15 protein-coding genes, 1 tRNA gene and 1 pseudogene are annotated in these 18,582 nt (G+C 61.3%); 9 read left to right on the forward strand and 8 right to left on the reverse strand.

Features of this window, described 5'->3' with window-relative positions; translation table 11 throughout:
- Positions 1-8: 8 nt before the first annotated feature.
- The 6 genes and pseudogenes from NTU39_RS02880 to NTU39_RS02905 all read right to left on the reverse strand — a co-directional run bounded on the left by NTU39_RS02880 (position 9) and on the right by NTU39_RS02905 (position 5,443).
- Positions 9-130: transfer RNA gene (locus tag NTU39_RS02880), tRNA-OTHER, on the reverse strand.
- A gap of 135 nt (positions 131-265) precedes the next feature.
- Entirely contained in the window at positions 266-796 is a 531-nt protein-coding gene (locus NTU39_RS02885) for a helix-turn-helix domain-containing protein (RefSeq protein WP_257959166.1), read from the reverse strand.
- A gap of 585 nt (positions 797-1,381) precedes the next feature.
- Positions 1,382-1,969 carry an HAD family hydrolase gene (locus tag NTU39_RS02890; RefSeq protein ID WP_257959167.1) on the reverse strand — a complete coding sequence of 196 codons (588 nt, stop codon included), beginning with the start codon at positions 1,967-1,969 and terminating at the stop codon, positions 1,382-1,384.
- 34 nt (positions 1,970-2,003) lie between these two features.
- Positions 2,004-3,158: a hypothetical protein gene (locus NTU39_RS02895; RefSeq protein ID WP_257959168.1), complete on the reverse strand. Its 1,155-nt coding sequence runs from the start codon at positions 3,156-3,158 to the stop codon at positions 2,004-2,006.
- A gap of 778 nt (positions 3,159-3,936) precedes the next feature.
- Positions 3,937-4,890 (reverse strand): annotated as a pseudogene (locus NTU39_RS02900) (YifB family Mg chelatase-like AAA ATPase); the annotation flags it as partial.
- Positions 4,891-5,194: 304 nt separating this feature from the next.
- A complete protein-coding gene (locus tag NTU39_RS02905) occupies positions 5,195-5,443 on the reverse strand; it encodes an accessory factor UbiK family protein (RefSeq protein WP_150664115.1) in 249 nt (82 codons plus the stop codon).
- A gap of 395 nt (positions 5,444-5,838) precedes the next feature.
- Between NTU39_RS02905 and NTU39_RS02910 the strand changes: the two genes are divergently transcribed.
- The 9 genes from NTU39_RS02910 (at position 5,839) to ptsP (ending at position 15,952) form a co-directional block, all read left to right on the forward strand.
- Positions 5,839-6,684: a TorF family putative porin gene (locus tag NTU39_RS02910; protein ID WP_150664116.1), complete on the forward strand. Its 846-nt coding sequence runs from the start codon at positions 5,839-5,841 to the stop codon at positions 6,682-6,684.
- A 13-nt stretch (positions 6,685-6,697) separates the two neighbouring features.
- The gene (locus NTU39_RS02915) at positions 6,698-7,036 is read left to right on the forward strand and encodes a P-II family nitrogen regulator (RefSeq protein ID WP_010804740.1); all 339 of its coding nucleotides are present in this window, start codon (positions 6,698-6,700) and stop codon (positions 7,034-7,036) included.
- Positions 7,037-7,061: 25 nt separating this feature from the next.
- Positions 7,062-8,588: an ammonium transporter gene (amt, locus tag NTU39_RS02920; RefSeq protein WP_150664117.1), complete on the forward strand. Its 1,527-nt coding sequence runs from the start codon at positions 7,062-7,064 to the stop codon at positions 8,586-8,588.
- A gap of 489 nt (positions 8,589-9,077) precedes the next feature.
- Complete coding sequence (gene gshA, locus NTU39_RS02925; RefSeq protein WP_150664118.1) at positions 9,078-10,367, forward strand: glutamate--cysteine ligase; 1,290 nt, start codon at positions 9,078-9,080, stop codon at positions 10,365-10,367.
- Between the two features lie 512 nt (positions 10,368-10,879).
- Positions 10,880-12,136: a helix-turn-helix transcriptional regulator gene (locus tag NTU39_RS02930; protein WP_257959171.1), complete on the forward strand. Its 1,257-nt coding sequence runs from the start codon at positions 10,880-10,882 to the stop codon at positions 12,134-12,136.
- Between the two features lie 59 nt (positions 12,137-12,195).
- On the forward strand, positions 12,196-13,134 hold the full coding sequence (gene gshB, locus NTU39_RS02935; protein WP_150664120.1) for a glutathione synthase: 939 nt from the start codon (positions 12,196-12,198) through the stop codon (positions 13,132-13,134).
- A gap of 234 nt (positions 13,135-13,368) precedes the next feature.
- Positions 13,369-13,782: a PTS sugar transporter subunit IIA gene (locus NTU39_RS02940; RefSeq protein WP_046290624.1), complete on the forward strand. Its 414-nt coding sequence runs from the start codon at positions 13,369-13,371 to the stop codon at positions 13,780-13,782.
- A 3-nt stretch (positions 13,783-13,785) separates the two neighbouring features.
- Positions 13,786-14,055: an HPr family phosphocarrier protein gene (locus tag NTU39_RS02945; RefSeq protein ID WP_046290625.1), complete on the forward strand. Its 270-nt coding sequence runs from the start codon at positions 13,786-13,788 to the stop codon at positions 14,053-14,055.
- Positions 14,056-14,215: 160 nt separating this feature from the next.
- The gene (gene ptsP / locus NTU39_RS02950) at positions 14,216-15,952 is read left to right on the forward strand and encodes a phosphoenolpyruvate--protein phosphotransferase (RefSeq protein ID WP_150664121.1); all 1,737 of its coding nucleotides are present in this window, start codon (positions 14,216-14,218) and stop codon (positions 15,950-15,952) included.
- 142 nt (positions 15,953-16,094) lie between these two features.
- Here the strand turns inward: ptsP and NTU39_RS02955 are convergent, their stop codons facing one another.
- Positions 16,095-16,847 carry a HesA/MoeB/ThiF family protein gene (locus NTU39_RS02955; protein ID WP_150664122.1) on the reverse strand — a complete coding sequence of 251 codons (753 nt, stop codon included), beginning with the start codon at positions 16,845-16,847 and terminating at the stop codon, positions 16,095-16,097.
- 70 nt (positions 16,848-16,917) lie between these two features.
- Positions 16,918-18,474, reverse strand: a complete 1,557-nt coding sequence (locus NTU39_RS02960; RefSeq protein ID WP_257959172.1) for a S41 family peptidase — start codon at positions 18,472-18,474, stop codon at positions 16,918-16,920.
- Positions 18,475-18,582: the final 108 nt, after the last annotated feature.

Here is an 18,582-nt window from a genome sequence, read left to right on the forward strand (position 1 = left end):
AAGGTAGGGGTCGGTGCCCGGAGTCGAACCGGGATCTCCAGCGGTGTACTATGGCGGCGTCCACTCCGCATAGTCGGCCACCCTCCGCGGGTGACATGACGCTGGTGCTCTGTCCATTGAGCTACGCCGAAGGTAGGGGTCGGTGCCCGGAGTCGAACCGGGATCTCCAGCGGTGTACTATGACGGCGTCTACTCCGCATAGCCGGCCACCCTCCGCGGGCGGCATGACGCTGGCGCTCTGTCCGTTGAGCTACGCCGATAAAAGTTAGTCTTTCTTGCCGCCCTTCACCAGCGCGAAAGCCGCTGGTGTTTGACGTCGTTGCTTGTCCTCCGCTGCTCGCTTTTCTTTGCGGTCGATCTTCTCGATGGCCAACGGTTTTGCGGCCTTGATCAAGCCACGAAGATCATATTCGTTCGACATGTTGTCGCCAGCCGTTGCAATCCGCGCGATACGCTTCACGTAGCCCAATTTCTCCATTCGCGCGATGGCGCGCTGCACCGTACGCGGGGAAACATTGATGGCATCCGCGATGGTGCCCTTCGCAGGCCAAGGGTTCTCGTTCGGCTTCCACCAGTAGCTGGCCAGGTGCAACAGGATCAGCACATCGACCGGGTTCAACTTCAACGCCTTCTGGCATTGGAAGATGACGTCCGGCAGGGCCGTCCAGCCCGCGGCGATCAGTTCCTTTCCCCAGCGCGCCTGGAGCCCCTTATCCGCCGGGGTGCCGGGCGCTTTCGTCGGGGCGCTGGGCGCTTTGGGTTTCGGTGTGGTGGTCTTTGTGATTTTGGTGCTCATGACGCTGGTCTCGGGTGCCTTGTTGAGACCAGTATCGGGCGCAGGACTTTGCCTGACAAGAGCTCCTGGCATGGGATGGGGAGGCGTGGGGGACGCCCCCCGACGTACGTATGCTGCGTCTGCGTTCCGTACGTTTGCTTACTGAGCCGTGTGTGCTTCGTAGGACATCGGTGTCGCCCCTCGGGGTGACGTCGGTGACGCCCGGGGGAGATGTTGGCGTCTCCCCTCAAAAGCCCAAAAACATATCTTTATGGGGGGTGGCCGTGGTTTCTATATTTTTCTCTCACACAGATCTGATCTGCACATCGGCCTGGCCCATTTCTGTGGGGGCGATGTTCAAGGCCGACACTTAGCCAAGCCTAACTCAAAGACCCGAAGATATCGAGTCTTTGCCTCCACGCCAGCAAACAGCTGAAACGGCGACTCGGTCGACAGCATGCCGACTAGGTGGCTCAACTCAATCAAAAGCGAGCCGACGGTGTGACTCGATTCGCCAATGCGTACATGGCCATACCTGCAAAGCAATAGCCTTACAGCCACCGCTCATTATCTATCGGGCGATGACAGGCGGTGGGACGCAGAGTGTTAGAGGGCGGCTTCGAGGAGCTCGAGCAATGTACCGTTGCCCGTTCTATTCAGCAGTCTGGCCTTCATCCCAAATTCCGAAGGTCCATCAAAATCGGCGTGCAGGGAGTCCCCAATAAATAGGATATCCGAGGGGCGGCATTGAAGCTCGTAGACCAAATATTCGTATACCTGGGGGTCCGGCTTGATCGCTCCGATCTGAAAACTCCATGCGTACACATCCAGTTCGGGCAGGAGCGCCTTCGCTGGAGCGGCATATGGTGCGGCGAGGTTGGAGCACAGACCGATGCAATACCCCGTGCTTCGCAAACGGGCCAGCGCAGGTAAGGTGTCGGGAAATACGCACATTGCGCTCAGTTCGGTTTGCAGGTCCGTCTCCCAAGCGGCTAATTGAGCTGCGGGAGGTGCGGCACCGAAAAGCTCCGCGGCGTCCGCTAGACTGACTGGCTGCGACATGATTCGTTTGGCGTCATCTGGTGTCAGCGATGTGCCGCTTTGCCGTATCCAGCGGAGCAACTTGCGATAAGGGTATCGCGGTGTCTTGATCTCAACCAGGGTACCGAAAAGATCGAAGATCACGGCGCGCATACATTTTCCTCCTCTGAGGTTCATGCAGCCACGTTTACGCGGTTGCGCTCGGAAGTAGTTCGTCCATCCTATCCACCAGTACTGCGCTCCACAATACTGGGTTGAGTTTTGCGTTTTTCGCCCCGGTTTTCCTCTCGTCATCGGTTCGCTTTGGATGATGTATGCGATGCATCTTAACCTTGGCGAACATAGCATTCGCTCTACGCTGATATTCCTCCGAGGGCCATTTGTTGTGATGATCCGGCCATCTGTTTTGTACCGCAGTGAGCACGAGAAGCTCGGAAAACTGACGGTCTTCAAGTCTGGAAAAATCTGACAAGTGCAGCAGGATCGTGCATTGGCCAGACTCCCCATGTTTGAGTTCCATCTCCATAAGATAGGCGAACTCATTCTCGTCGTTGATGGCGATCTCTGCCCAGACGACTTGGCGCGTCCGCGTGTTTCCGCTGGCGTCAACGATCTTATGCCATGACCGTCGTTTCCCAAGCTTGTCAGGAAATACGGCAATCGACTCCCCGTCTTGGAAAAGACCGTCATTCAGTCGTCGCGTCGCGATCTTCCATCCGCGACGTCGAACGCTCTGTCGAAGATGCCCGAGCATTTCTATAAATAGCGACAAATCGCGGTCAACTTGTGCGACATGGTTATCAAAATCACTAATGCCTAAGTTCCCATGGGCATCTGCAGCATAGGTGCCATCTCCGAGGGTGAATTCACCCACGGGAACATCGATCTCGGGACCAGCGCGATGGGCGCGGCGATTCGATACCGGCCGGCGATGCTCTATTTCCAGGGATATGAGGGCACTAAATTGATTTGTATAGCTATGCACTATCAGCCTTCCCAATCGCTGATCTGCTTGCACGTCATCCAGATCAAATTCGTCTTCATCTTCAAGAAGTGGAGTGTGCCGCGGCGGCTGAGCTCCTTCATTCCCTTCGCCTCCAACGTTTTCATCACCGAAAGGATCATCGCTTTCCAAGACCAAGCTGGAAAAGCCGTAGGCATGGGAGCAATCCAATATTTCCATTGCCAATACGCCCCACTGCGTATTGGCCCCATTTGTTGCCATCGGCATGCGTTTTCCCGCTACGGACAGTCGGGTGGGGGAGACAAACGGAAAGCCCGATTTGATTGTTAGCGGCAGACGTCGGCTTTCGTCAATTCGCACATTGTTCGCTTGAGACATGGCCAAGTGCTGATGCGAGGACATAAGTGCGGTTCGCCAAGCCGAGGAATAGACCGCGCGGGCGATTACCGATGCCTCCCTCTTGTTCACTCGCTGCTTGACGTGGACCACGGGTCGACCATCCTCTACCCGGCTACGATTCCAATCCACATATCTGCCTAGGTTTCCTTGCAGGGATCCTGAGAGCAAACGTGCCGATACTCCGAAATAGAATCGCAATATTTCCGACGCGGGGGCCACCAACCAGCTAGTCTTGACATCGTTTAGTACTGGCACAAGCACGTATAACGAAGATTGGAGTCGTGCGCGATTCTCTCCCATATGGAAGTAGCTACTGGGCAATACGGTAGGTACCCATTGATCACCGAGCTTAGCCCTTTCATCAAGAGAAAGAACGCGCGCCCGGCTTGGGTCGATCTCGAAGGTGTCCCTAATACCCGGCGGACCCGCCACGCGTTTTCCGTCACGCCACAGTGAGCCAACCTTGAATTCGCGAAGTGATGCCGAATGCACTCTGAGCGCAAAAGTTAAACCGTTGAGTGAGCTTTTCCAATAGGGCTGAGTTACGCCGTCCTCGGACAATCCGGAAAAGTGGATTGTCGTCCTGGTGCCAAGCTTGCCATGGGGTTCAATCAGGCCAATACCATCGACACGCCAGAGGCCCGGACGACGTGCCAAACGCTTATGGGAGAATCGCGCCACTATGTGCCTACAAAAGCAAATAATGGTCGATATTCTCATTTAGTGATGTGTGATTGCAAATTACAGTGTTTCTTACACCGCGACCTACAAGCGCCGCTGCCGATGCCGTGTGATGCGGTGCCCGAAAGGGACGTCGTCCCCAATGCCGCATGTCGAAGCCCTGTGCGCTCAGGCTCGCGAGCGTTGCCGCCTCCACGGCCTGCGATTTGGTCAGCGGCGGCAACAGTCCGGAGAGCCGCGTAGCCAGCATCGATTTACCTGTACCGGGTGGCCCATAAAGCAAAAGATGATGGCCGCCCGCAGCCGCGACTTCCAACGCTCGTTTGGCATGCTCCTGTCCCTTGATATCGATCATGTCGGCGATTTCGCGCTCCGGGGGCGCTGCGCCGTGCACGTCCGCGCGCGCAACGTTGCGCATTCCTGAGCGCTTACCGCCGCTGTCGAAGGCTGTCGTGTCATCGGTCGCGTCGGGCGATGCCGTCACGACGGCACGTGGGAGCGGTATCGCGACATCCGGCTCCGCGAGGTGGGCACAGACGTCGAGCAATGCGCGCGCGCCATAGACCGTGGCGTCTTCCACGAGCGCTGCTTCCTGCGCGCTCCCGGCAGGAAGCACCAGCGCGCGTGACGATGGCTCCGACGCCATCGCGCTCGCCATCGCCAGCCCGCCGCGAATGGGGCGCAACTCGCCAGTCAGCGACAACTCCCCCGCGAACTCGTGCGTGCGTAGCCCAGCCTCCGGCAACTGACCGCTCGCCGCCAGAATGCCGAGCGCAATCGGCAAATCGAAGCAACCTGAGGCCTTGGGCAGATCGGCGGGGGCCAGATTGATGGTGATGCGTCGCGCGGGGAATTCGAATCGGCTGTTCTGCAAGGCGGAGCGCACCCGCTCGCGGCTTTCCTTCACTTCGGTATCGGGCAGCCCGACCAGCGACAGGCCCGGCAAGCCGTTTGCCAGATGGACCTCGACCGTCACCGGTCGCGCCGACATTCCCGTGATCGCACGGCTACTCACCACTGCCAATGACATGACATCCCCCCCGAAAGCGCAGATCGCGCCGATTTCAGATTGCAACGCGTCAGACGTGTTGCCTCGATGTCGTCGATGGTCGGCCTTTAGCGCGGTAATGCGCAATGCTATATCCGCGCAAATGCGCGACTGCGGAACGTTTTGGGGAGGGAGGCGATGGGTACCCGGAATTGCCCGTCAGTCAGCTAAGACAATTCCGATAGTGATTTGCGAATGTGTGAGATTCGCGAGGACGGGGCGGGCAACGCGCGTACGAGCGAGCGTCCCCATGTAACAAGGGGCGCTTTCGCGCCCCTTTGGATCGTCAGTCTTGCGCTTCGCTGCGCAGGCTTTCGAGCTCGGCCACGCGCTTTTCCAGCGCTTCGAGCTTTTCGCGTGTGCGAGCGAGCACTTGCGCCTGCACGTCGAATTCCTCGCGCGTCACCAGATCGAGTTTGGTGAAGCCCTGACCCAGCAGGCTTTTGACGTTGCGCTCGATATCCTTGGCGGGCGATTGCTTGAGCATCTCGCTCACCTTGGCTTGCATGTCTTGCAGGATCTCGTTCGGTTTCATAAGCCTTCCTCTCGTCGTTTCTCTGCACCGATGTGGTGCTTGCACCGTCAACGTGCTTCGTCGTGCCAGCCAGACCGGTGCAACGTGGTGCATTCCGGCGCGGCCTCTCAATGTTGGCGCAACTCTAACACCGTTTTTTGCGCCCAGCCACTCAAGCGGCCCGGCCAGCCGCGCCCGCGTGCCCTTTTGACACGATTTACCGCGCTTTGTTGTTCCTGGCTGTCGTTTGCACGCCTCACGTCCCCCCGAATTTTGCCAATTTTTTATCCCGAAATTCGTATCTTGCGCGTCGCAGCATACGCGGTCGAAGGACCTGGCACGGGAGTTGCTCTACCCAGTTCAGAACCTGCCGCACGCTGTACTAAGACGTGGAACGTCAACTTAAGGGGAAAGTGATGAGAAAAGTGTCAACTGCGATGGCTGGCTTTGTGTTCCTTGGTGCAATGACGGCGTCTGCCGGCGCATTTGCGCAAGCGGCCGCCGAAGGCGCCGCACCGGCAGCAGCACCCGCAGCACCACCGGCCGACGCAGCTGCGGCTGCCGCCGAACCGCTGACGATTACCGCCAACGTCGGTCTGTTCTCGGATTACCGCTTCCGCGGCATTTCGCAAACGGCCAAGCGTCCGGCGATTCAGGGCGGTTTCGATATCGCGCACGAGTCCGGTCTGTACGCCGGTGTGTGGGCGTCGAACATCAGCTGGATTTCGGATGGTAATCCCGCCGTCAGCGCACCCATCGAGATGGATTTCTATGGTGGCTGGAAGAAAGAAATCATTCCCGACTGGACCATCGATGTCGGTGGTTTGCAGTACTACTACCCGGGCACTTATCCGTCCGGCCAGTTTTACGCACGCCCGCATACGTTCGAGCTGTATGCCGCGGTGGGCTGGAAAACCGTAACGCTGAAGTATTCGCACTCGATGACCCGTCTGTTCGGTCTTACGAGCCCTGACGGTCAGGACACGACCAACAGCGGCTATCTCGACCTGACGGGCACCTACGATATCGGCTTCTGGGGTCTCTCGGCCGTCGGACACGTGGGTCATCAGTGGGTGCACAACTTCAGCGCCGCAAGTTACACCGACTGGAAGATCGGCCTGTCCAAGGACCTGGGCAAGAACTTCAGCGTGTCGGTCTCCTACATCGATACGAACGCCGACGAGAAGTACTACACCGCCGCGAATTCCGGCAAAGTGCTTTCCAAGGCGACGGTCGTCGTAGGGTTGTCGAAGACATTCTAAGGAGCGACTCATCATGAAGCTGATTACCGCAATTGTGAAACCCTTCAAGCTCGACGAGGTGCGTGAAGCCCTCTCGAACATCGGCGTGGCAGGGATTACGGTGACCGAAGTCAAAGGCTTCGGCCGCCAGAAGGGCCATACCGAACTGTATCGGGGCGCAGAGTATGTCGTCGACTTTCTGCCGAAGGTGAAGATCGAGGCGGTAATCGGCGACGCCTTGCTCGATCAGGCGATCGACGCCATCGAGCAGGCGGCCCGTACCGGCAAGATCGGCGACGGCAAGATTTTCGTGTCCAACGTCGAGCACGTGGTCCGTATCCGTACTGGAGAGACCGGCGAAGACGCGCTGTAAAGGTCCCACATAAGAGACAACAATCATGAAAAAACTACTTGCCAAACTCCTGCTCGCCGCCGCCTTCACGGGTGTCGTGGGCCTCGGCGCCAGCGCCGCACTGGCCCAGGACGCTTCGGCGCCTGTCGCCGCTTCGGAATCCGCTGCACCCGCACCCGCCGCGGCTGCCGCAACGCCAGCGGCCGCACCCGCACCTGCTGCACAAGCCGCTGCGCCGGCCGCTCCTGCGGCTGCGCCCGTGCCGCCAAACAAGGGCGACACGGCCTGGTTGCTGACCTGCACCGCGTTCGTGATTCTCATGACGCTGCCCGGTCTTGGCCTGTTTTACGGCGGTCTGGTCCGCTCGAAGAACATGCTTTCAGTGCTGATGCAGTGTTTCATCATCTTCTCGCTGGTAGTCGTCCTCTGGGCGATCTACGGCTATAGCATCGCGTTCACCGAAGGCGGGGCGTTCTTCGGCGGCTTCGATCGCTTGTTCCTCAAGGGAATGACGCCGGACTCGGTGGCGGCCACGTTCAGTAAGGGCGTGAATGTGCCGGAGTATGCGTACATGGCGTTCCAGGCTGCGTTCGCCGCGATTACCTGCGCGCTGATCGTCGGTGCTTTCGCTGAACGCGCCAAGTTCTCGGCCGTGCTGTTGTTCACCGTCATCTGGTTCACGTTCTCGTACCTGCCGATGGCGCACATGGTCTGGTTCTGGGCCGGTCCGGATGCCTACATCGACGCGGCAGCGGCTGACGCGGCCAATGCCCACGCTGGCTGGCTGTTCCAGAAGGGCGCGCTCGACTACGCTGGTGGCACGGTGGTGCACATCAACGCGGCTATCGCAGGGCTTGTGGGTTCGTACATGGTTGGCAAGCGCGTCGGTTTCGGAAAGGAAGCCTTCAAGCCGCACTCGCTCACGATGACGATGATCGGCGCGTCGCTGCTCTGGTTCGGCTGGTTCGGCTTTAACGCCGGTTCGGGTCTGGAAGCGAACGGCGGTGCCGCACTCGCCTTCGTCAACACTTTGCTCGCCACCGCTGCTGCCACGCTGTCCTGGACGGCAGGTGAATGGATCGGCAAGGGCAAGCCGTCGATGCTGGGTGGTGCGTCGGGTGCCGTGGCCGGTCTGGTGGCGGTGACGCCGGCAGCGGGCTTCGTCGGTCCGATGGGCTCCATCGTGCTCGGTTTGATCGCCGGTCTCGTATGCCTGTGGGGTGTGAACGGTCTGAAGCGCCTGCTCAAGGCCGACGATGCGCTCGACGTGTTCGGCGTGCATGGCGTGGGCGGCATGCTCGGCGCGATTCTGACGGGCGTGTTCGCCGCGCCGTCGCTCGGCGGCACGGGGATCTACGACTACGTTGCCAACAAGGTCGCACCGGATTACTCGATTGCGGGGCAGGTCTGGATTCAGTTCCAGGGCGTGCTGACCACGCTCGTGTGGTCGGGGGTCGTCGCCTTCATCGCCTTCAAGATTGCCGACATCGTGCTGGGTCTGCGTGTGCCGGAAGACGAAGAGCGTGAAGGTCTGGATATCACCTCGCACGGCGAATCGGCTTATCACAACTGAAGCAACAACTGATGCAACAACTCAGGCCGCTGAATTCGCCTGAGTGACATCTGTCTCATCGCACCGTTTAGCCCCGGCTTTCGTCCGGGGAAAGCCCGGGAGCGTCGGCGAGTCGGCAAGGACTCGCCGACAACGGCCAGACGGCCCGTCCCGGGTGACGCGAGAGGAGTTGCCGGAAGCCGGTCGGACAGCCGGCCCCGGCATTGCGCGGGCACCCAGGCGGTGCCCGTTTTTTTCGGCCCGCCTCCGGAAATCGTCCCCGCGCTTGTGATTCTCGGTTTTGCCCCCATGTCTTCTCACCGCGGCATCGCGCCGCGCTCCCCATAAACGTTGTCGACGCGTGCTCGTACGCCGGAAATCGTCGCCTGATCGACGGTGTTCCTGCGTGATCGGCCCCGCGTCCCGGTGCCCCTTCCCGGGGCATGGCGAAGGGCGGGGGCGCTGAGCGTATGCTCTACAATCGATATTCCATCTGGATATGAGAGAAGCATGGTTCCGCATCTCGTCACGGCCCTGAAAGGCCCCTTGCTCGACCTGGAAAAGAAGATCCTCGATGCGACGCCCGCCATCGAGCGCTGGTTCCGGCTTGAGTGGCAGGAACATACGCCGCCGTTCTACTGTTCGGTCGACCTGCGAAATGCCGGCTTCAAGCTCGCTCCCGTCGACACCAATCTCTTCCCCGGTGGCTTCAATAATCTGGCACCCGAAGTGTTGCCGCTCGCTGTGCAGGCCGCGATGGCCGCCATCGAGAAGATTTGCCCCGATGCGAAGAACCTGCTCCTGATCCCCGAACGCCATACGCGGAACTCGTTCTATTTGCAGAACATCGCGCGGCTATCGACGATCATGCGTCACGCCGGACTGAATGTGCGTCTGGGTAGTGTGTCGGACGACATCACCGAACCGACGACCATCGAGTTGCCGGACGGGCAGCACGTCGTGATCGAGCCGCTGGAGCGCACGCCGCGCCGACTGGGGCTCAAGAACTTCGATCCTTGCTCGATTCTGCTCAATAACGATTTGTCGGCGGGCATTCCGCCGATTCTCGAAAATCTGCACGAACAATATCTGTTGCCGCCGTTGCACGCCGGTTGGGCGGTGCGTCGCAAGAGCCAGCACTTTTCGGCCTACGACGATATCGTCAAGAAATTCGCCAAAATGATCGACGTCGATCAATGGATGCTCAATCCGTACTTCGCGAAGTGCGAGGGCGTCGATTTCGACGAAGGCGTCGGTGTGGAGAAGCTTGCCGATACCGTCGACGCCGTGCTCAAGAAGATCAACAAGAAGTATCGCGAGTACGGGATCACCGAGAAGCCGTTCGTCGTCATCAAGGCCGATGCCGGGACGTATGGCATGGGCGTGATGATGGTGCACGACGCCGCCGAGCTCAAAAACCTGAATCGCCGTGATCGCTCGAAGATGAGCGTGGTGAAGGAGGGGCTCGAAGTGCACGACTTCATCGTGCAGGAAGGTGTCTACACGTTCGAGCGCATCAACGAGGCGGTCGCGGAGCCGGTCGTCTACATGATCGATCGCTACGTGGTGGGCGGCTTCTACCGTGTCCATACCGGGCGCGGCACCGACGAAAACCTCAACGCCCCCGGCATGCACTTCGTGCCGCTTGCGTTCGAGCATACGGCGCTGCCGGATGTCCACGCGAAGCCGGGGGCAGCACCGCCCAATCGCTTCTATATGTACGGTGTGGTGGCGCGTCTCGCGCTGCTGGCGGCGTCGGTCGAACTGGAGCGTACCGATCCGGATCCCGAAACGTACTGATCGATCCCGACGGGTGTCGCGCAATGCGGCACGTTGCGCGGCGAGTGACAACTTGCCGCGCGCTATCGGTTTCGGCGGGCTTCGGCGTCGCTTTGAGAAGTTTCTGAATTTGGCGTGAGACGACGTCCGCTTGACGATGGTCTCAGACGCCTCTCGTCCTGAGAGGCGAAAAGAAAAAGACGCCCGGCTGGCCCCCCGACTAGCCGGGCGTCACATTTACCGGTCGCCTCATGCAACGACCGGAAATCGGGGCTTCCCTGGGCGGTTCACCCCGCAAACTGGCTCCCTGCGCATCCCCTTCACCTCCTGGATCGGTGTACTGTGCCGATCCGTCCCGGTTCGCGTCAGCAATGGAGCGATGATGCGGCCGTTTGACGCAACAAACATCCCCCGAATGGGGGATGTCCGTCTGTGTTCACGCGGAATAGGAAATTTCCCCGGAATCAACTTTGATTGGGAGTCGCATGGGAGTGCAGGGGGACTTGCGCGCGTGCCTTCGCCAAATACATCAATTGCCAGTCCACACACTCGGCTACCTGCCGCTGTGGCTGGAGACGCTGCGCGTGTGGCTCTCGGCCGACAGCGTTGTCGCGCTCTGGTGCCATGCGCACGACGGTGCGAGTCCGGTGAGCGATCCCTCAGGTGCCGCACAGGTTACGTGTGGGTACGCCCCGCACGCACCGTTATCGGCGTGTGAGCGGTTGGCATCGTGCGGTTGGGCGATGCCGTCTGCGGCCGAGTTGCGAGGGTCGTCGATTCAGTCGCCGCACCACGGTGGCGTGTTGTTCGGGCACGCGCGCAAGCGTTCCGGTGCGGCGAGACGTTCGTCGTTGCCGAGCCATCTTCACCGCCCGCCGGAGCTTGATGCTTGTTTGGCCGATGGTGATGTGCTCGACGCCTATCTGCTACCCACGAGTCGCGTGGCCGACGAACGCCTGCAACAGACGCCTTCCCAAGGGGGCGAAGGGGCCAGTCCGACAGGGCAGACGCCTCCCCTCGGCGCGTTGCGGTTACTCGTGTCGCGCAGCCGGACGCGACAGGCGTTCAGCGCGCGAGACGTCGCCGCGTTCGAGGCGGTGGCCGCCGAGTTTGCCAAAGCTCCGGCACGTCCGCATTTCCCACCGCTTCCGCCGCTCTCATCTCTCGCGAGCGCGATGCATGCCGTCGAGGGGCAGGCGATGCCGGAGGGGGCGGGGACTGTCTGTGCCGACGTATCGGGCACGCTCGTGTGGCACCGGCGTGAGCCCGAGTGGGCCGATCCGGGCGCGTTGGCACTTATGCGACGCGTCTGGCAACTGGTGCCGGGGCGTGCATGGCCCGATGCCTGTGTGGTCGTGCGGGCTTGCCAGCGGCTGGCCGACGAATTGACGCTGCATCCCTGCGGTATGTCCGGTGCGGTCGTCCCGGGGGCGCAAATCGGTACGACGTTGTCGGTGCCGGGCGGCACGTTGCACCTGCACGCCACTTATCTCTGCGGCATGGGCGGGCGCGCCACGGAGCGCGTACGCATCTCCCTGCATCTCGCCGTGCCCCCCGTCATTCGCCTGTTGGCGCGGTTGTGGGATACGGCGCTGACGCCCGTGCAGCGGGAGATCGCGATGCGCTTGCTGGCGGGGCAGTCTCGCACGCAGACGCGCGAAGCTTGCGCGATAGGCGTGCAGACGCTCAAGACGCATCTGTCGCTCATGCGGGCAAGGCTGGATCCGGTGCGCGACGCGTCGCTGCTCCTGGGACTGCGCAGCGGCAAAACGACGCCTCGGCTAGAATAGACGCCTGTCGCCGCAGCTTGCGGTGTGTGCATCCGAACCCCCAAGACTCCCTCCGATCGATGCAGATTCTCTTTATCGCCGACCCGCTCGACCAGTTCAAGATTTACAAGGACACCACGTTCTCGATGATGCGCGAGGGCGCACGTCGCGGGCACCGCATTTTTGCGTGCGAGCCGCACGAGATGGCATGGCAAGGCGCTACGGTCGATGCGCGCGTGAAGGAGATTCGTCTGACGGGTGACGCCGACGCCTGGTACGAAGTCGTCGACATTCGCGTGGCGGCGCTTACCGAGTTCGACGCGGTGATCATGCGCAAGGACCCGCCGTTCGACATGGAGTACATCAACTCCACGTGGTTGCTTGAGATTGCCGAGCGCGCTGGCGCTCGTGTGTTCAACAAGCCGAGCGCGATTCGAGATCATTCCGAAAAGCTGGCGATTGCCGAATTCGGCCAGTTTGTCGCACCGACGCTGGTCACGCGCGACGCTACACGTCTGCGCGCGTTTCACGCCGAACATGGCGACGTCATCTACAAGCCACTCGACGGTATGGGTGGCACGGGCGTGTTCCGTATCGGTCCGGACGAGCGCAACCTCGGCTCGGTCATCGAAATGCTCGGCGAGAACGGCGCACGTTCAGTGATGGCGCAGCGTTTCATTCCCGACATCAAGCTGGGTGACAAGCGCGTGCTGGTGATTGGCGGCAAGGTGGTGCCGCATTCGCTCGCCCGGATTCCGCAAGGCACCGAAGTGCGCGGCAACCTCGCGGCCGGTGGCCTGGGCGAGGCGCGCGATCTGACGGCACGCGATCGCGAGATCGCCGAGACGCTGGCGCCGGTCCTCTGGCAACGCGGCTTGCTGCTCGTGGGTCTCGACGTTATCGGTGACTACCTTACGGAAGTGAACGTCACGAGCCCGACGTGCTTCCAGGAAATCACCGATCAGACCGGTTTCGACGTGCCGAAGATGTTCATCGACGCGCTGGAACTGGCGGTCTGAGACGTCCGGATCGTGGCAGCGCGCGGCGACGCATGGGATTGCCGCACGGAACTCGCGTTATTTGGGCCGGCCCTGCGGAGAACCCGCTTGGGGCGGTCCCTAACCCAATGAAATTTCAGGGTTAATTCGGGATTTTGGCGCGCCTGCTAAAATAAGAATCCCAAAATCGACAGGTTCGCGTTCGTCGTTGTGTTTGTATCCCGAACACCCGCGGCGCCCGGCGTGCCTAGCATCATGGCTGGAATTCTGATCATTGCCCACGCACCGCTGGCTTCGGCCCTTCGCGAGTGCGTTTCGCACATCTACGGTGGTTGTCCGTCGCGCATCGGCGCGATCGACGTGGTCCCCGACCAGGACACGGCGGCGCTCGTAGACGTCGCAAAAGAGCGCCTCGCGCAATTGCGCGAAGAGAACGGCGTGCTGGTCCTCACCGATTTGTTTGGCGCGACGCCGTCGAATGTGGCGGCACAACTGGTGGGTCCGAAAGTGCGCGTGCTCGCGGGGGTCAACCTGTCGATGCTCATCAAAGCGGTGTGCTACCGCTCGGTGCCGCTCGATACGCTGGCGGAGAAGGTGCTTTCGGGCGGATCTAAAGGTATTCTGGAAGTCGGCGCGGGTGCGCCGGCCACACACACTACGTCACACTGAAACATGCTTCGACAAGAAACGACGATCGTAAATAAATTGGGCTTGCACGCCCGGGCATCCGCAAAACTGACGCAACTGGCGGCGAAATTTCAGAGTGAGGTCTGGCTGACCCGGAACGGTCGGCGTATCAACGCGAAGAGCATCATGGGCGTCATGATGCTGGCAGCCGGCATCGGCTCGACGGTGGAAGTCGAGACCGAAGGCTCGGATGAGGCTCAGGCCATGAAGGAAATCCTCGACCTCATCGCGAACAAGTTCGGCGAAGGGGAATAAGGCCTTGCGGAAGTGATGTGGCGTCGGCAGGCGCGCCGCATCTTGCAGCACACCGGCATCTTGCGGGCCGTGCTGTCGCCGCACCGCCGCTCGCTGTCCCGAGGGCAGTAATACACATAGAATTCGGTCGAATCACCGCCTCTGAACTGGGGAGACTTCCTTGTCTTTCACCCTGCACGGCATTCCCGTTTCCCGCGGCATCGCGATCGGACGCGCTTATTTGCTCGCGCCCGCCACGCTCGATGTCCCGCACTACCTGCTCGATCCCAGCCAGATCGATGACGAAGTCGCGCGCTTCCAAAGTGCTCAGGCGACAGTCCAGCAGGAACTCGACACCCTCAAGGAAGAACTGCCCGACGATGCGCCCGGCGAGATGGGCGCGTTTCTCGATGTTCACTCCCTGATTCTGAACGACACGCTGCTGGTCGACGCCGTCGTCAAACTCATTCGCGAGCGTCGCTACAACGCGGAGTGGGCGCTGACGACGCAACTCGAAGTGCTCGTTGCACGCTTCGAGGACATTGAAGACGAGTATCTGCGCGAGCGTCGCGCCGACATCGAACAGGTCACGGAGCGTGTGCTCAAGGCCCTTGCGGGTGCACCCGGCATTCGCCATGCTGTGGCCGAGACGCCACGCGACGACATGATCGTCGTGGCCCGCGACATCGCCCCGGCGGACATGCTGCAATTCAAGTCGCAGACGTTCAAGGGGTTTGTCACGGATCTCGGCGGCAAGACGTCGCATACCGCCATCGTTGCCCGAAGTCTCGGCATTCCGGCGGCGGTCGGCGTGGCGCAGGCGAGTCTGCTCGTCAAGCAGGACGACGTCATCATCATCGACGGCGATCACGGCATCGTCATCGTTGACCCGGCGCCGATCGTGCTCGAAGAGTACAGCTACCGGCAAAGCGAGCGTGCGCTGGAAGAACGTCGCTTGCAGCGCCTGAAGCACTCCCCGGCACAAACCATCGACGGCACGCCCATCGAGCTGTTCGCCAACATCGAATTGCCGGAAGACGCCAAGACGGCCGTCGATGCGGGCGCGGTCGGTGTAGGCCTGTTCCGCACCGAGTTCCTCTTCATGAACGAGGAGGAAGCGCCGGAGGAAGAGGCGCAGTTCGAGGCGTACAAGCGCGCGGTGGAGGCGATGCACGGTCTGCCCCTCACGATCCGGACCATCGACGTAGGGGCCGACAAGCCGCTCGACAGCCACGAGACGTACGAAACCGCGCCGAACCCGGCGTTGGGACTGCGCGCGATTCGCTGGAGTCTGTCGGAGCCGCGTATGTTCCTCACGCAGCTGCGCGCGATTCTGCGGGCATCGGCGTTCGGCAAGGTGCAGATTCTGTTCCCGATGCTGGCCCACGCGCAGGAAATCGATCAGACGCTCGAACTCGTGCGTGAAGCGAAAGCGCAACTCGACGCCGCCGGTCTGCTCTACGACCCGAACGTGAAGCTCGGCGCGATGATCGAGGTGCCCGCCGCCGCCCTCACCGTGCCCATGTTCCTGAAGCGGCTCGACTTCCTGTCCATCGGCACGAACGACCTGATTCAGTACACGCTGGCGATCGACCGCGCCGACAATGCCGTCGCGCATCTGTACGACCCGCTGCATCCGGCGGTGCTGCGTCTCATCGCCATGACGATTCGTGAAGCACACGCTTTCGGCGTGCCGGTCGCCGTGTGCGGCGAAATGGCGGGGGATCCGACGGCGACGCGTCTATTGCTCGGCATGGGGTTGCGCGAGTTTTCGATGCACCCGAGTCAGTTGCTTCAGGTCAAGCAGGAGATTCTGCGTGCGCATTTGCCGGATCTGGAGCGGCCGGTGCAGGAGCTGCTCGCCGCGACCGAACCTGAGGAAATGCAGGCCGCACTGGCGAGACTTGCGGTGGCCTGATCGGCCGACGTGCGTCGCACAACGCAAAAGCGGACGCTCCCGTGAGGAAGCGTCCGCTTTTTCTTTCTCGCTGATCGATGGCGAGGCGTGTGGCCGAAATTTAGGACGACGCCGGGCGCGTCCTCAGCCATTCCCCAAGCAATCAGTGCCGCTGTCCGCAGACTTTACATTCCGGATTGCGGGCGCAATGCATGGTGTGCCAACTCATCTTGCGACCGTCGAGCATCTGAAGACGGCCCACGAGCGGCGTGCCGATGCCAGTGATCAGCTTGATCGCCTCGGCGGCCTGCATGCTCCCGATGATGCCGACGAGCGGTGCGAGCACGCCCATCGTGGCGCAGGCTTGCTCGGGGAACGGCTCGTCCGCCGGGAAAATGCACTCATAGCAGGGCGACGCGTCGTTGCGCACGTCGAACACGCTGATCTGTCCGTCGAAGCGCAGCGCTGCGCCCGAGACCAACGGCACACCGGCAGCGACGCAGGCGCGATTGACCGCGTGACGTGTCGCGAAGTTGTCTGAGCCGTCGAGCACGACGGTGGCACCGCGTGCGATTGTCGTCAGACGGGCTTCGTCCACGCGCTCGTTGATGACGTCGACGACCACACCCGGATTGATGCGCGCGATGCGCTCGCGACCGGATTCAACCTTCGGCTGTCCGACGCTCTGCGTATCGTGAAGAATCTGGCGTTGCAGATTGGTGAGATCGACGGTGTCGTCGTCGATCAGCGTGATGTGTCCGACGCCTGACGCTGCGAGATAGAGCGCAGCGGGCGAGCCGAGACCGCCCGCACCGACGATGACCGCGTGCGCGGCAAGCAGACGCTCCTGGCCCTCGATGCCGAGTTCGTCGAGCAGGATATGGCGGGAGTAACGCAGCAGCTGATCGTCGTTCATCGCAAAACGGAAAGGGATAAAAAAACCGTGCCGGCTTTCGCGGGCACGGTTTGTAGTGTAAAGCCGTTGCTTATTTCTTGTCCGCAGGCTTGGCCGGCACGACGGTGTCCGTCTTCGGATCCGTCTTGGCACCGGCAGCTGGTGCTGTGGCCTTCGAAGCGTCCTTCGGCAGCGGGCCGGCGTTGGCTTCGAGGCGCGACTTGGTGCGCTGGACCGGTTCGCCCTTGATCTGGTGAACGGCCTGCTGGAGCATGAAGTCGTCGGCACTGCCCAGATCCGGCAGACGTTCTTCGCGTTCCTTCTTGCGCTCGTCCGGCGTCTTCTTCGCGTTCTCTTCTTCGAGGCGGCGCAGTTCTTCCAGACGGCGGGCTTCGCGTGCGTCGATTTCCTTCTGCTCGTCAGGCGTTTGCGTGTTGTGCAGGTGGTTCTGGTAATCGATTTCGCGCGTAACCAGCACGTCGTCCGGATCGCCCTTCGGATTCTGGTCGACCGGCACGTCCGGCTTGATACCGATGGACTGGATCGAGCGGCCGCTCGGCGTGTAGTAGTAAGCCGTGGTCAGACGCAGTGCCGTGTCCGGGCCCATCTGACGTACGGTCTGGACCGAGCCCTTGCCGAACGTCGTCTTGCCCATGATGATGGCGCGCTTCGAATCTTGCAGGGCGCCGGCCACGATTTCCGAGGCGGACGCCGAGTAAGCGTTCACCAGCACGACCATCGGCACCGTCTTCCAGATCGGGGCTTCGCCCTTGAGCGGATCGTCCGGGCTGGCCGACAGACGGTAGTTGTCGAAGGTCGCCTTGTACGTCTGCTTGGCGTCTTCGATCTGACCGTTGGTGGACACGACCACCGCGCCTTCCTTCAGGAATGCAGCGGACACGCCGACAGCCGACTGGAGAATGCCGCCACCGTTGTTACGCAGATCGAGGATCAGGCCCTTGAGCGGTTGGTCCTTGGCCAGTTCCTGGAGCTTCTTGGCCAGATCCGGCACGGTGCGTTCCTGGAAGCTGGTGATGCGCACGTAACCGATACCCGGTTCGAGCAGCTTGCCCTTGATGCTCTGGACACGAATCTCGGCACGCACGATCGAGACCGGGAACGTGCGCTCTTCCGACTTGCGGAAGATCGTCAGCGTGACCTTGCTGCCCGGGGCGCCGCGCATGCGCTTGACCGCCTGATCGAGCGTCATGCCGCGCACGGGCTTGTCGTCGATGCGGGTGATCAGGTCGCCGGGCTTCAGGCCGGCCTTGAACGCGGGGCTGTCTTCGATCGGGGAGATGACCTTCACGAGGCCGTCTTCCTGCGAGATCTCGATGCCGAGACCGGCGAAGCGGCCGCGCGTCTGTTCCTGGAGTTCTTTGTATTCGTCCTTGTCGAGATACGACGAATGCGGGTCGAGGCTTGACACCATCCCCTTGATGGCAGCGGTCAGCAACTTCTTGTCGTCGACCGGCTGCACATATTCGCGCTTGATCTGGCCGAACACTTCGGCCAGCAGACGAAGCTGTTCGAGCGGCAACGGCGTGGTAGCGCTTTGGGCGGATGCCTGCGAGAACGCGAGGGTGGCAGCCGCACCGGTCGCGAGGCCCAGCACGATCAGGCCGATGTGTTTGAGGGTTTGGCGCATATAGGCGTGGAATTCCCGGAATTTTGGGGCGCACGCCAATCGGCGCGCGCACTTTGGCGAAGTATAACCGTTTGCCCGCAGGCGGGACATTGCCCATTCGACAGGGAC

Source organism: Pandoraea commovens (assembly GCF_024704525.1).
Taxonomy (GTDB): domain Bacteria; phylum Pseudomonadota; class Gammaproteobacteria; order Burkholderiales; family Burkholderiaceae; genus Pandoraea; species Pandoraea commovens.